At 55.8% G+C, this 12,948-nt stretch carries 13 protein-coding genes; 6 read left to right on the forward strand and 7 right to left on the reverse strand.

Features of this window, described 5'->3' with window-relative positions; all coding sequences use genetic code 11:
* Positions 1-84 precede the first annotated feature (84 nt).
* Positions 85-1,056, reverse strand: a complete 972-nt coding sequence (locus tag BFV63_RS16790; protein ID WP_045335644.1) for a nuclear transport factor 2 family protein — start codon at positions 1,054-1,056, stop codon at positions 85-87.
* Positions 1,053-2,123 carry a LacI family DNA-binding transcriptional regulator gene (locus tag BFV63_RS16795; RefSeq protein WP_003862277.1) on the reverse strand — a complete coding sequence of 357 codons (1,071 nt, stop codon included), beginning with the start codon at positions 2,121-2,123 and terminating at the stop codon, positions 1,053-1,055. Before BFV63_RS16795 ends, BFV63_RS16790 begins: the two co-directional genes overlap by 4 nt.
* 308 nt (positions 2,124-2,431) lie before the next feature.
* Between BFV63_RS16795 and BFV63_RS16800 the strand changes: the two genes are divergently transcribed.
* The 6 genes from BFV63_RS16800 to BFV63_RS16825 all read left to right on the forward strand — a co-directional run bounded on the left by BFV63_RS16800 (position 2,432) and on the right by BFV63_RS16825 (position 8,548).
* On the forward strand, positions 2,432-3,670 hold the full coding sequence (locus BFV63_RS16800) for an MFS transporter (RefSeq protein ID WP_022651680.1): 1,239 nt from the start codon (positions 2,432-2,434) through the stop codon (positions 3,668-3,670).
* 75 nt (positions 3,671-3,745) lie between these two features.
* Positions 3,746-5,068: a histidinol dehydrogenase gene (gene hisD / locus BFV63_RS16805; protein ID WP_048241972.1), complete on the forward strand. Its 1,323-nt coding sequence runs from the start codon at positions 3,746-3,748 to the stop codon at positions 5,066-5,068.
* 3 nt (positions 5,069-5,071) lie between these two features.
* Positions 5,072-5,836: an SDR family NAD(P)-dependent oxidoreductase gene (locus tag BFV63_RS16810; RefSeq protein ID WP_003862271.1), complete on the forward strand. Its 765-nt coding sequence runs from the start codon at positions 5,072-5,074 to the stop codon at positions 5,834-5,836.
* 8 nt (positions 5,837-5,844) lie between these two features.
* Complete coding sequence (locus BFV63_RS16815) at positions 5,845-6,588, forward strand: alpha/beta fold hydrolase (RefSeq protein ID WP_003862268.1); 744 nt, start codon at positions 5,845-5,847, stop codon at positions 6,586-6,588.
* The gene (locus BFV63_RS16820) at positions 6,570-7,361 is read left to right on the forward strand and encodes an HpcH/HpaI aldolase family protein (RefSeq protein WP_003862266.1); all 792 of its coding nucleotides are present in this window, start codon (positions 6,570-6,572) and stop codon (positions 7,359-7,361) included. Before BFV63_RS16815 ends, BFV63_RS16820 begins: the two co-directional genes overlap by 19 nt.
* A gap of 11 nt (positions 7,362-7,372) precedes the next feature.
* Positions 7,373-8,548: a cupin domain-containing protein gene (locus BFV63_RS16825; RefSeq protein WP_048241974.1), complete on the forward strand. Its 1,176-nt coding sequence runs from the start codon at positions 7,373-7,375 to the stop codon at positions 8,546-8,548.
* Between the two features lie 100 nt (positions 8,549-8,648).
* Here BFV63_RS16825 and BFV63_RS16830 read toward each other — a convergent pair whose 3' ends face one another.
* Genes BFV63_RS16830 through opgC form a run of 5 tightly spaced genes read right to left on the reverse strand, consistent with a single transcriptional unit; the run spans position 8,649 to position 12,754 of the window.
* On the reverse strand, positions 8,649-9,068 hold the full coding sequence (locus BFV63_RS16830) for an ATP-binding protein (protein ID WP_022651685.1): 420 nt from the start codon (positions 9,066-9,068) through the stop codon (positions 8,649-8,651).
* A 7-nt stretch (positions 9,069-9,075) separates the two neighbouring features.
* Entirely contained in the window at positions 9,076-9,414 is a 339-nt protein-coding gene (locus BFV63_RS16835) for an STAS domain-containing protein (RefSeq protein ID WP_003862258.1), read from the reverse strand.
* Positions 9,404-10,618, reverse strand: a complete 1,215-nt coding sequence (locus tag BFV63_RS16840; protein ID WP_032609966.1) for a PP2C family protein-serine/threonine phosphatase — start codon at positions 10,616-10,618, stop codon at positions 9,404-9,406. Before BFV63_RS16840 ends, BFV63_RS16835 begins: the two co-directional genes overlap by 11 nt.
* A gap of 8 nt (positions 10,619-10,626) precedes the next feature.
* Positions 10,627-11,526, reverse strand: a complete 900-nt coding sequence (locus BFV63_RS16845) for a hypothetical protein (RefSeq protein WP_003862255.1) — start codon at positions 11,524-11,526, stop codon at positions 10,627-10,629.
* 10 nt (positions 11,527-11,536) lie between these two features.
* Entirely contained in the window at positions 11,537-12,754 is a 1,218-nt protein-coding gene (gene opgC / locus BFV63_RS16850) for an OpgC domain-containing protein (protein ID WP_003862253.1), read from the reverse strand.
* Positions 12,755-12,948 lie beyond the last annotated feature (194 nt).

A 12,948-nucleotide genomic window follows, 5' to 3' on the forward strand; every position in this document is an offset into this window, starting at 1 on the left:
AGACAATAAGAACCCGCACCCGTAAGTGAGGGTGAATTAAACACGGTTAATATTTGCAGCCGGAATAAGGGGGCTGCCGCCCCATTAATTAAATATTTGCGACCAAATCGCTAATTCATCGATCCCCAGGTATTCACGGAAAATTAAACCATCACGTAATTCAAGCTGACTGATACCGGTAATTGATATGGGTTTACGGGTCGGCGCACCAAATTTGCCGTAACCGTCATGCCAGGTTAACAACGACCAGCGCAATGAAAGTCGAATCGGCTCATTAGGATCTTTACGCACAATCAGGTGATGAAGTTGCGTTTCGCTGTCGGCAAATGAAGCGCGATAACCGGAAAGCTGTGCGCCAATTTCCTGTTCGCCGGTGCAGAGGCAGTGCCCCGGCGCGTACAGCGTCGCCGCCGGGTGATAGAGACCGGGCACCACGCCGCTGTTACCGCCCGCCCACATCGTTAAGTAGCGCTCAACGACCCCGGCCAGCGCCCCTTCCACGTCGTCGCCCTCGGGCCCGCCCGCCCAGCGGGCGTCCAGCGTCTCAGCAGACACAGATTCCAGCCCAAGCTGCTGGCGCATGGTCGCCAGGTTAAAAGCAAAGTCGCGGACATCCAGCCCCAGTTGCGCCACAATCGCGGCACGATCCTGAAGCAGCCACTCCTGGCGTACGGCACCATCAACACAGATGCGATCGGCCCAGGTGCGGACCCAGACATTTTTCCCCGTCGGCGGGCCAAAAAATCCCTCCCCCTGGTGCTGAATGCGGGCTACGGTACGCTGCGCCACATAGTACTCATCCCCCGGGTTCTGGCTGCACAGAATATCCTCCGTCAGCACCGCTCGCTGCGGGAAGCTGTGCATCGCCTCAAGCGTCAGGCGCATAAACTGGGAAAGCTCATGCAGCTGTTTTTCGGGGGTAGTGAAAACCACCGGCGTGGCGTAAAAATCCGCCAGCTGGCCGATATCTTTCTGCTCCCACACCACGTGCGTCAGCGTCAATATGAACTGCTGGATAGAGTCGAATTGAGGGCTGAAGCCCCGCAATCTGGTCATGTGCGCTCCTTAGACTGGAATAGCGTTAAACCATTGGTTTCGATAACGCCGCTGCGTGGGCGACGCGCCGAGTGGCGTATCACCAGCGTACCGGGCACCGTAATCTGTTCAGGCTCTATGGTTCCGCTGTCAATTTGTTTCATTAACAGTTCCACCGTGGCATCCACCATCGCGCCGACCGGCTGCGACGCCGAGGTCAACGCATAAGAGGGCCAGCCGGAAGGGCCAATGTCGTCATACCCGACAACGGAGACCTCCTCCGGAATGCGCAAACCAAACTCATAGCGCGCCACATCCATTACCGTGACGGCCATATGATCGTTGGCGACAAAGACCGCATCCGGCGCTGGCGACGTCGAAAACAGGGTATAGGCTGCCCGGGTGGTTTGCTGAGCGTCGTAATTCCCGTGCACCACCCGCACATCGGTGATGCCATGTTCTTCCAGCGTGGAGATGAACCCGCGCTGGCGGGCAATATTGACCGGGGAATCGGCCACGCCGCCCACGTAGGCAAAACGCTTGTGCTCCCCCGCCAGCAGAAACTCGGCAATCTGCCGCGCGGCCGCTTCGTTATTACTGTTGACGCTGGAGGCCATGCCACTCTCTTCGCTGCGGTTAAACAGCACTACCGGGATCCCGGCGGCAAGGCACTCTTCAGATAACTCCAGCGACAGCGTCACCGAGGCCAGCACAATACCATCCACCCGGTACTGCATAATCTGGTCAAAAATACGGTCAACGTTGCCCTCCCGGTCGCCAACGAACAGCAGCAGGTGATAGTTCAGCGTATCCAGCTTTTGCGCCAGCGCCTCCAGCACCTGCGAGTAAAAGGGGTTATCAAAGTAAGAAATGACGACACCGATAATGCGCGAACGAGCCGTGTTGAGCGAACGGGCGATCGCATTCGGGCGATAACCCAGCTCGCGCGCTGCCTTCAGCACTTTTTCACGCGTTGCCGGCGAAATGCTGGCCCCCGGCGTGAACGTTCGCGACACCGCAGATTGCGATACCCCCGCCAGCTGAGCGACCTGTTGGGATGTGACTGCTGCAAAAGTCTTACGTTTCATTACCCCTGATTCCTTATCAACGTCCTGCCCATTTGCGCGTGCTTCAAACGCCTCAGCAAGTGGGTGTTTTTTATACTTACACCACCTTTGCATGCGTATGCAACACAAAAAATTAAAATTCTCACAACAAGATCGAGATCACTTTACAAACATGAAACCTTTTCGTAACTTCAAATCTTGAATACGTATGCAAAGAGTTTTCATACCGTCAATGGTACCGGAGAGAACAGGAGTCGCCCAAAGGATTGAACCGGTAAACGTCGTCCCTGACTGGTTATAACCCATTAATTCTCAAGAGGTTCAAAACCATGTTTCAAGCACTGTTACGCCGTCGGGAAGCCCGGCTCTTTTTTATCATCAGCATCCTGTTCTTTATCTGCATCCATAGCATTGATGCATTCCTGGCCCCCATGATGATCAACCAGGGCATTGAGCCACAGATCATGGGCATCATTATGGGCGCGTCTGGTCTGGCAACCCTTCTGATACGCTTCCCGTTAGGCATTATTTCCGACGTGGTTAAAAGCCGCAGGATCTTCATCCAGATTGGCCTGCTGCTGCCAATTATCGCCTGGCCGATTGCCTGGCTTGAACCCAATGCCATTACGCTGTATCTGGCGAAAGCGGCAGACGGCGTCACGGCGGCGACCTGGGTGCTGTACAACATCCTGTTCATGCGTTACTTCGGTCGCAACGAAGCCCCTGCCGCCGTCGCGCTGCTGGCGCTTGCAGGGCCCATCGGCGTGTTTCTCGGCAACTGTATTGGCGCGGTGCTGATTCACTATTTCGCCAATAACATCGCCTTTTTTGTCTCCTGCATCTCCGCCCTGGTGGCGTTGATCCTGACGACCCGCATTCAGGACGTGCACGACCCGGTTCAGGCCCCCACGCTTAAAGCCTGCATTACCGGCGCGCGCCAGCAGCTGGCCGACCGTTCCGTCTGGCTGATTGGCATTCTGGCGACCGTCGTCATTCTGGTGCCCTTCGCCACCCGCGACACGCTGACGCCGGTCTATGCCGAGCAGCTTGGCGCCCGGGCGGGGATCCTCGCGCTGCTGGGTAACATTCACCTTCTTTTTTACGGGCTGGCCATCGCCCTGTGCAGCTCGGTGTTTTATCAGCGACTTGGGCTGGTAAAAACCGCCGTGCTCGGCATCGTTTTACAGGTGATATCCACTTTCGGCATTCCCTTCACCAGCAATATCTATGTTATTTACCTGTGGCAGGCGCTGGCGGGGTTCTCGTTCGGTATGGCCTTTGCGGCATTCATGTCGCTCAGCGTAGTGAATACCTCGTCTGATGAACAATCCACGCGAATGGGGCTATTCCAGACCATTTATTCCTGCGGCATGTTTGTCGGGCCGGTAATGATGGGCGTAATGATGCAACATATTAACCTGTCGTCCGGTTATATATTGATTGCCGCCCTTTCCGTTGTGGCCGCTATTGCCACGCCGCTGTCCGCTCGATGGGTATATGCCCGTAAAACGCAAACCTCAGCCCAATTATTAAAAAACGGTGCGTACGCTGCCGCGCCGGATCAATAACCCTTTCTGAAGTAAATACCCTTTCCCGGCTCGCCGGGAGGACAACTGACATCTGAAAAAGGTAAGGAGAAGCGAGTGTCCTGGAAATTAAAAACCGGTAAATCTACCGAAGAGCGCCAGCAAGCCAACCAGCAAATAAGAGAAACGGTTGAACAAATACTTGCGGATATTGAAAAACGCGGAAATAAAGCCATTCGCGAATTATCCATTAAATTCGATCGTTATGACCGTCAGGATTATCGTCTGACGTCCGCGGAGATTGACCGCTGCATAAAACAGTTAAGCCGTCAGGATATTCAGGATATTGAATTCGCCCAACAGCAGGTCGCGAATTTTGCCCGCGCGCAGAAAGAATGTCTGCGGGACCTGGAAATTGAAACGCGTCCCGGCGTTATTCTCGGGCATAAAAATATTCCGATTAACGCCGTGGGATGTTACGTGCCTGGCGGAAAATATCCCCTGCTCGCCTCCGCGCACATGTCGATCATCACCGCCAGCGTGGCGGGATGCTCAAGAATTATCAGCTGTGCCCCGCCGTTTAACGGTCAGCCCGCCCCGGCGATCGTCGCGGCGCAAAAAATGGCTGGCGCAACGGAAATCTATGCCCTTGGTGGCATTCAGGCGATAGGCGCCATGGCGCTGGGCACGGACTCGCTGGCACCGGTCGACATGCTGGTCGGCCCCGGTAACGCCTTCGTCGCGGAGGCCAAACGACAGCTGTTCGGCCGGGTAGGTATCGATCTGTTTGCCGGTCCGACGGAAACGCTGGTGATTGCCGATGACACCGTTGACGCGGAAATGTGCGCCACGGATCTGCTGGGCCAGGCCGAACACGGCGTCACCACCCCTGCCATCCTGCTGACGAACTCGCTCCAGCTTGCCAAAGAGACGCTCAGCGAAGTGGAACGGCTGCTGGAAAAGCTCCCTACCGCCGACATTGCCCGCCAGTCGTGGCAGGACTACGGGGAAATCATCGTCTGCGACAGCTACGATGAGATGCTGCTGGAGGCAGATCGTATCGCTTCCGAACATGTTCAGGTGATGACCAACCGGGACGACTGGTTCCTGGCTAACCTGACCAATTACGGCGCGCTGTTCCTTGGACCACGTACTAACGTGGCCTACGGCGATAAGGTGATCGGCACCAACCACACCCTGCCCACGCAGAAAGCCGCACGTTATACCGGCGGCCTGTGGGTGGGCAAGTTCATGAAAACCTGCACCTTCCAGAAAGTCCTCAGCGACGAAGCCACCGCCGAAATCGGCAGCTATTGTTCGCGTCTGTCGCTCCTGGAGGGGTTCGCCGGACATGCCGAGCAGGCCAATATTCGCGTGCGCCGTTATGGCCAGACGGAAGTTCCCTACGCCACACCGGCCCCGGTCAGGGAAAAGGTGTAAGCCATGACGCTTTTGCAAACGCCCTCTTTCACCCTGCACGGCAAACGCGCGCTGGTGACCGGCGGGTCAAGAGGGATTGGCTTCGCTGCCGCCGTCGCCCTCGCACAGGCAGGGGCAGAGGTCTGGATTGCCGCCCGGGGCCGCGAGGCGCTTGCGCATGCCGCAGGTCTGGCAGCGGAACACAGCCTCGCATTCCACCCGCTGGAACTGGATATTACCGACGCTCAGGAGGTGGAGCGTGTGCTGGCGACGTTGCCCACGCCCGACATTCTGGTGAACAGTGCCGGGCTGGCCCGCCACCAGCCGTTTCTTGAGGTAAACGAGGAAAATTTCGATGCGGTGATGGCGCTTAACCTGCGCGCCACCTTTTTTGTCAGCCAGCGCGTGGCGCGCAGAATGCGGGCGGGCGGTAAGGGGGGATCGATTATTCACATCTCATCGCAAATGGGACACGTTGGCGGCCCCGAGCGTAGCGTGTACTGTGCCTCCAAATTCGCGCTTGAAGGGTTAACCCGAACGATGGCGCTGGAGCTGGGCGATGCGGGGATCCGCGTCAATACGCTGTGCCCGACCTTCATTGAAACCGACCTGACGCGTTCGTCGCTTGCCGATCCGGCGTTCCGCCACTACGTGCTGGACAATATCAAGCTGCGCCGGCCAGGCAGGCTGGAGGACATTATGGGGCCGGTAGTGTTCCTCGCCTCTGAGGCCGCCGGGCTGATCACCGGCAGCGCCCTGATGGTTGACGGCGGCTGGACGGCTACGTGAGGGATGCAATGGAATATCCGCTTCTGGACAATACCGATCTACCGCTGGTGCTGCTTGGTGGCACCCTGTGTAACGCCCGGCTCTGGCAGCCCCTTATTGAAAGGCTGAACATCTCAGCGGTGCTGTGCATCACGCTGACGGGCGCAGAGTCCGCGCCGCAGGCGTCACGGCGGTTATTAAAGGTTCTGCCGCCGCGCTTTCTGCTGGCGGGCTTTTCGCTCGGCGCGATTGTCGCGCTGCAAATGGCCGCCGACGCGCCAGAAAGAGTGAACGGGCTGACGCTGATTTCCGTTAATCCGTTGCCCGTTGCGCCAGACACCCTCGCTTCACGCCGGGAAGCGGTACACACCGCACAGGCGCGGGGTCTGGCCGACTGGCTGGTCTCCTCGCTGTGGCAGAGCTATGTCGCCCCGTCACGTCTGTCCGATCGGATCCTGCAAGAGACTATTTGCCGAATGGCGCAAGAGTGCGGCATTGAGACCTTTGCCGGGCAAACGGAAATGGCCATTCACCGGCAGGACAACCGGACTGCGTTTAACGCCCTCGCCTGCCCCACATTACTTCTAAACGGCGCGCAGGACGTTATCTGCACGCCTCATCATCATCAACTACTGGCAGCAGGCAATGCGAACGTGACCAGGCATACGGTGGAGGCTGGCGGGCATTTTATTCCGCTGGAAACCCCGGATGAGATCGCGCCGCTGCTGCGTCAGTGGATAACGGAGTGCATACAGTGCGCAAAAACAGTTTAAAGACCGTATTTCTGGAAAATACCCCGATCGTTAACGGCTGGCTGGCAATCCCCTCCGGGTATAGCGCGGAAATTATGGGCCATCAGGGTTACGACGCCGTCACCGTCGATTTGCAGCACGGCATGATTGATTTTGCCAGCGCGTTGTCGATGCTACAGGCGCTATCGGCCACGCCTGCCGTGCCGCTGGTGCGGGTGGCAGATAACGATCCGGCGCAAATCATGCGCGTATTAGACGCAGGAGCCTACGGCGTAATCTGCCCGATGATCTCCAGCGCGGAACAGGCTCGCCGTTTTGTCGCGGCCTGTCGCTATCCACCACTGGGGGTTCGCTCCTTTGGTCCGGCCAGAGGTCTACTCTATGGCGGCAGCGATTATCCACAGCACGCCAACGACGAGATCCTGACGCTGGCAATGATCGAAACCCGCCAAGGGCTGGCGGATCTTGACGCCATCCTTGATACCGAAGGGCTGGACGGTGTGTTTATTGGCCCCAACGATCTCTCGCTGACGCTGACCGGCAGTGCCAGCGCCGAATCCCAACATCCCGAAATGCTTGCTGCTATTGAGCGGGTGATTCACTGCTGCCGCCAGCAGCAAAAGATTGCCGGTATTTTCTGCACTTCCGGCGCGGCCGCGGCAGCGCGTATTGCTCAGGGTTTCCAGTTTGTTACCCCTGCAAACGACGTTATGCAGCTGGGTCGCGCCTCACGTGAAGCCATTGCCCTCGCCCGCGGCAACGCCATCCCTACCACCGGTGCATCCGGTTATTAAAAGGAGAAATGATGAAAACTATCCATCTTACCCAGAGCCAGGCACGAACACGGTTAATCGCCCCCGACGATATGGTCTCCTGCAATCTTGCTTTTATTGATTGCAAGCTGCCCGGCTCGCATCTCAAACAAAACTATTCCTTCATCGGCCCGGGTGTAACCCAGTCCAGCGAGCAGGTCGTCAATATTCCCGAGCCGCACGGCTTTAACATTGGCGCGGCGGCTATGCCAAAAGGGGTGACAAATAACCTGCATCTGCATTTCACCGCAGAAGTGTTCCTGATCCATGAAGGGACGTGGCGTTTTCGCTGGGGCGCCAACGGCGAGCATGAAGCTGAATTTAGCGCGCCCACCATCCTCTCAATACCGACCTGGATCTTCCGCGGTTTCACCAACGTCAGTAAAGAAGATACCTGCGGCATGGTATTTACCGTGCTCGGCGGGGACAACACGGGCGGCATCATCTGGCACCCATCAGTGCTGGCGGCTGCCAGCGAATACGGTATGTATCTCAGCAAGGATAATATGCTGATTGCGCAGGAGCCAGGTGAACCAACGCCCGATCCCGCCGCGCTGCTGACGCCGCTGTCAGAGCAATATATTGCCAGTCTGCGTGACTACAGCGTTGAGGAGATGCGCCAGCGTGCGGTAACCGGCGATGACCGCCGCTGGTCAGCACAGGGACTGCTGGATTCGGTGCTGCCGGGACACGGCGGCGAAATTGCGCCGGTTATCGGTTTCGGCATTTCACAGGATCGGGATTCCGCTCCCGCTATCCTGAGCCCGCACGGTTTTTCCGTCGAATGGTTGCGTCTTGCTGACGACCACATTGTCGGTCGCCATCTCTGCCCGGATATTCAGGTGATCATGGTCTTTAAAGGCCAGCTGGAGGTGACCTGGAACGAGGCGGGTAAGGAAGTCAGCATTATCGCCCCGGAACGTTCGGTGATCTCCATTCCGGCAAACAGCTGGCGCCGCTACCGCGCGGTTGATGGCAATGTGGAGTTTATTCTGACGACCCGGGGCGATCAGCGTAAGCGCCTCTACTGGGACGAGGCGATTCTGCACGAGGCGAGAGAACACAATCGCTGTATCGATCCTGATGGCTACGTGGCGGATGCCGACATCCTGCCAGCCACGGCCCGTCGGGCCGGTGCGATACTGGCAAAATGGCAGGCGGAGGCCTGACTGGGCTTGTGCTCGTCATCACGATACTGGCGCAGATTGATCACTGCGCCATTGTGAATACCCACATACAGCCCTGATCGGACCTTCTTAAACGTCACAATTATCCGACCATCCTCTTCTCCAGAACGGTGATATTTTTCCCTGCAATATTTTCTACCGTGAAATTATCCACATACAACAAAATGAGTTTCAGTCCTCTGCCGCTTTCAGCCAAAAGAGAGGCATCGAACGTCGCGTCGTCACGCACCGCCGCGAGACGTTCAGCGGGAAATTTATCGCCATCGTCCGTAAAACGCAGCGCCGCGTCCGAGACGGTAACGATGAACTCCACGGTGAAGCAACGTTCCGGATCCTCATGTAGCGCATGACGAATAATGTTGGTAGCCGTTTCACAGGCGGCGAGATCGAGCGCAAAGCGCCAGTCATCGCTAACGGACAGCGAAGCCATCTGACGCTCAAGCCATGCCGCAAGCGGCGAGACGGAGGTTAACGTGGCGGGAAAAGTAATGTCGTTAGCCACAGTCAACTCACTGATTTAGATGCGAAAGTGCCGTAGCGCGATCCGGGCAAATGCGAAATATGCGATCCATACGGGTCAGGGTGAACATGTTGCGTATACCGGGGTTCAGCGCACACAGCATCATTTCACCTTTACCATTCATCATCTTCAGCAGGGAAACCAGTGCGCCAAGGCCGCTGCTGTCGATAAAATCGATTTTGCTGAAATCGACTATCAGGGCTTTACGATCCACCCCAATCTCCCGGGCAATAGCTTCCTTAAATACCGCCGCCACCGAGGCGTCCAGTCGGCGCACCGAAGGCGTCATAATGTTTACGTCGTCCAGTCGGTCTGTATCAATGTTCATCGTTTACTCCTGTACGCTCAATCACTAATAAGGAAACATCGTCCGCCATGGCCTGCTGTTCACGGTATTTTCCGCTGCGCCAGCGTATAAGATGCTGCGCAAACTGCGGTAAGAGCCGTTCCAGTGCGAGCGTGGCGTCATCCTGAAGCCGACGCTGCAAACGAGCCTGACCAAACTGTTCGTTGTCAGGATTTTCACACTCGGTGATGCCATCGCTAAACAGGCAGAGGCGCTCACCCGGCGCCAGCGAGAAGCTTACGTCTGACCAGCTGAGATCCGGCATCAATCCTACCGGCGCGCCGCCTTCACCGACCGTCCTGACCTCGCCGCCAGGGTTCACAATGAACGGCGTAGGATGCCCGGCCTGGCAAAGCTTGCCTTCACCTGTTGTCAGGTCGATAACACCGTAAATCATGGTGAAATAACTCATTATCTCAACCTCTTCGCTGCAAAAGCGACCATTCAGGATCCGAACGACTTCCGCAGGGGAGGCAACGTCGCTATCGTCTGCAAACAGAAAACGCTCTACCGCCCTGCCATGCAGAAACTGACGGGCCACGGCAAGTGACATCATCGCCGCACCAACGCCGTGCCCCGACACATCTACACAGTAGAATCCCAGGTGATTGTCCAGCGGGAAGACATTGAAAATATCGCCGGACACCCAGGCTGACGGCAAAAAAATCCAGTCTGCAAAGTAATCCCGGTAACGCAACTGATGCGCAGGCAGAACCGACTGCTGGATCCGCGCCGCCACTTCAAGGTCTTGCTCTATCTGCCTTAACGCCTCACTGAGGCGTGCATTACGCGTAGCAAGCGTGGCCTCAAGGGACAGAACCCGTGCCCCCGCGTGCAATCGCGCCCGCAGCTCACTCTGCTCGACCGGCTTGTTGAGAAAATCATCCGCACCGGCGTCAAACCCCACCGTCAGATCGCCCGGCTCTTCGCGTGCGGTAAGCAAAATTAAATAAACATAATGTCCGAACTGACGGCTGCGAACCTCCCGGCACAACGTCAGGCCATCCATTTCCGGCATATCCCAGTCGCTGATCACCAGGCTGACTGGCTGGTTTTCGAGGATCTCAAGCGCGGCAACGCCGTTCTCCGCCTCGTAGACGGTATACCCCCACTGCGTCAGCATTCGGCTAAGCAGGCGACGATAAACCAGTGAGTCTTCAACTATCAGGACGTGCTGTGACAACATACGCCCTCCTAAAGCGGTAAGAACCAGATGACGCTGACGGTGCCTTCCCGGAATTTACCGCTGCCGCTCTGGTGACCGGGGTAACGGGTGCCGGAGTAGTTAGCATACTGAACAGAGAATGAACCTGGCGTATAACCCGCATAGCCAAAACTATAGCTGTAGTCGCCGTTCCAGGGCTGTTGCTGGCTGCTGTCCGGAAACCAGAACGCCGTGGCGCGCACGAAGAAGTGCTGCTTAAAGGTATAACCACACCCGCCCAATACCACGTTCTTGTTTTTGCGGATATCGTTGCTGTCCAGATCGTAATAACGCGGAACCCAGCTGTAGCCCATCTGGCAAATGATAGAGTCGCCTTTGTTAATCAGGAGCGTATTCTCTATCGGTTTCGGCAGTGAAAATTTATACGCCAGCGTCACGGCCCCCTGCTCAAAATAGGTGTGGCGACGGTTTCCTGACGTCCAGAAGCGGTTATCCCCGTAATTGCTGTACACCAGGCTGAAAGTGTTGGCATGCCAGTCATCATAGCCAAAACTGTAACGAAAATCGGCCGTGTAGCGGCTGGTGTCCGTCACCGGCAAACGCGATGTCACGTTCGCAAACCAGTAACTGTAGGGTGAGTATTGCAGGCTGAGATTAAGCGTCTGGTTGTATTTACGTTTCTGCTCTGCGGTGTCCGAGCTGTTAGGGATAGTCATCCACTGCTCTTTTAGTCCCGAACTAAAGCTCAGCGCGCCAGAGAAGACGTCTTCATTACCGGAGAACAGGCGACCCCAGCGGCTGGTGAACACGCCAGCCTGCACCGGCTCGCCGTTCTTGTCACGTAGTGAATCCGCATCGTCCTTCGGCGCCGACTCTGCGCCAGTGGCAACGCACAGCAGTGCGCAGGTCAGCAAAAATTTATCCCGCATCAGCCCTTCCTTAGTTAGGTATCCAGCGCGCGGCGACGTTATATTTCGCCATCAGCCACAGCACGCCCAGCGCCGCAGCGTGAATGAAGGTGTTCACTATCCAGTCCTGGCGCCACAGATCGAACGTGACGAACTGGCTTACCAGAAATACGACGTAGACATGCAAAATAAAGGTATAAAGCGAATGTTGACCCAGCGGAATAAGAAACCAGCCTGCGAGGCGATACAGGGGCAGCCAGCACCAGGTCAGCACCAAATAGACGGTCACCATCAGACAGATATCGTTAAGTACCCTGACGGGCCCAAGGCCATTTTTTGCCGCCCAGGTATGATAAAAAGCGTTGAAGTCCTCCGGCGAGAGGCTGTGCATTAGCAGTGCGGGCGGCATAAACGGGTTGGTATGGTTCTGGGCGATAAAGCCAAGAAGCAGCGCAATTATCACCAGCGCCACGAGCACGACCTTACCGGCGGGCGTACGGGCAAAAGAGATCAAATCCTCTTTGTACCAACCGCTGCACATACCCAGCACGAAAATAAACTGCCAGGCCAGCAGCGGAAACGCGAATTCAAACTGAGACGGCGTAGCGCGTACCGGCCACATCTGCCAGCCGCCGTAGACGAGCAACGATAAACCCAGCAGCCAGTAGACGTATCCTTTCTGGAGCATCCCCAAAAACAGGGGGCTTAACAGCAGAAGAAAAATATAGAGCCCAAGGATTTGCGTTTGATGAGGGCCAATTTGCAGGTAGAGGACAATGTTAAACCAGGTTTCTTTAATTTGCGGCGTCACCGGATACAGTGACCAGGTTGTACCTGAGTAACGATCGGTAAAATGGGTCACCTCAAAGACGTTAATAAACGGCAGATATCCTAACAGTAAAAATGAAAGAATAATGATGATATTTATCCGATATATTTTCCATGCACGCAGATAAAGCCCCCAGGATATAGTCAACAATACTGCTTTTTGCAATCTTACACGGTTTAACATTCCCAGCATAAATCCTGAAAGGATCACAAAACCCTCAGCGCCGGTGACCAGACCAAACCTTTCCCAGGTAAATATATTAAATATCGACATCACTTCCGTGTGCGCCACCACCATCATCACTAAGGCGATACCGCGCATAAAATCAATACGTAAATCACGTTTATCCGACGCGATGTAACGCCATGTCGTTGGTTTTTCAACGTCTTTATTTATAAGCACAGGCGCAATCTGGCTCATGGGGCGTCGCGTTCTCCATGCTAAAAAGTTTCTTGTATTTTATTTAGATAGCGTAAACAAAAGCATCTGGCAATTTTTGATAACGCTTCAAATATTATTAAGCGTAGTTAACAGTTATTTTAGCGCGTGTAAACAATCGAGTTTTAACCTCTCTGGAATTATTTCCTCCGCCATCTACACTTACTTTACTTTTT

The organism is Enterobacter hormaechei subsp. xiangfangensis (assembly GCF_001729785.1).
GTDB classification, from domain to species: domain Bacteria; phylum Pseudomonadota; class Gammaproteobacteria; order Enterobacterales; family Enterobacteriaceae; genus Enterobacter; species Enterobacter hormaechei_C.

What these genes read in the sequence shown, in the direction of transcription:
- BFV63_RS16790 (WP_045335644.1), bottom strand. Translation starts at nt 1,056, where the DNA reads ATGACCAGATTGCGGGGCTTCAGCCCTCAATTCGACTCTATCCAGCAG.
- BFV63_RS16795 (WP_003862277.1), bottom strand. Translation starts at nt 2,123, where the DNA reads ATGAAACGTAAGACTTTTGCAGCAGTCACATCCCAACAGGTCGCTCAG.
- BFV63_RS16800 (WP_022651680.1), top strand. Translation starts at nt 2,432, where the DNA reads ATGTTTCAAGCACTGTTACGCCGTCGGGAAGCCCGGCTCTTTTTTATC.
- BFV63_RS16810 (WP_003862271.1), top strand. Translation starts at nt 5,072, where the DNA reads ATGACGCTTTTGCAAACGCCCTCTTTCACCCTGCACGGCAAACGCGCG.
- BFV63_RS16815 (WP_003862268.1), top strand. Translation starts at nt 5,845, where the DNA reads ATGGAATATCCGCTTCTGGACAATACCGATCTACCGCTGGTGCTGCTT.
- BFV63_RS16825 (WP_048241974.1), top strand. Translation starts at nt 7,373, where the DNA reads ATGAAAACTATCCATCTTACCCAGAGCCAGGCACGAACACGGTTAATC.
- BFV63_RS16835 (WP_003862258.1), bottom strand. Translation starts at nt 9,414, where the DNA reads ATGAACATTGATACAGACCGACTGGACGACGTAAACATTATGACGCCT.
- BFV63_RS16840 (WP_032609966.1), bottom strand. Translation starts at nt 10,618, where the DNA reads ATGTTGTCACAGCACGTCCTGATAGTTGAAGACTCACTGGTTTATCGT.
- BFV63_RS16845 (WP_003862255.1), bottom strand. Translation starts at nt 11,526, where the DNA reads ATGCGGGATAAATTTTTGCTGACCTGCGCACTGCTGTGCGTTGCCACT.
- opgC (WP_003862253.1), bottom strand. Translation starts at nt 12,754, where the DNA reads ATGAGCCAGATTGCGCCTGTGCTTATAAATAAAGACGTTGAAAAACCA.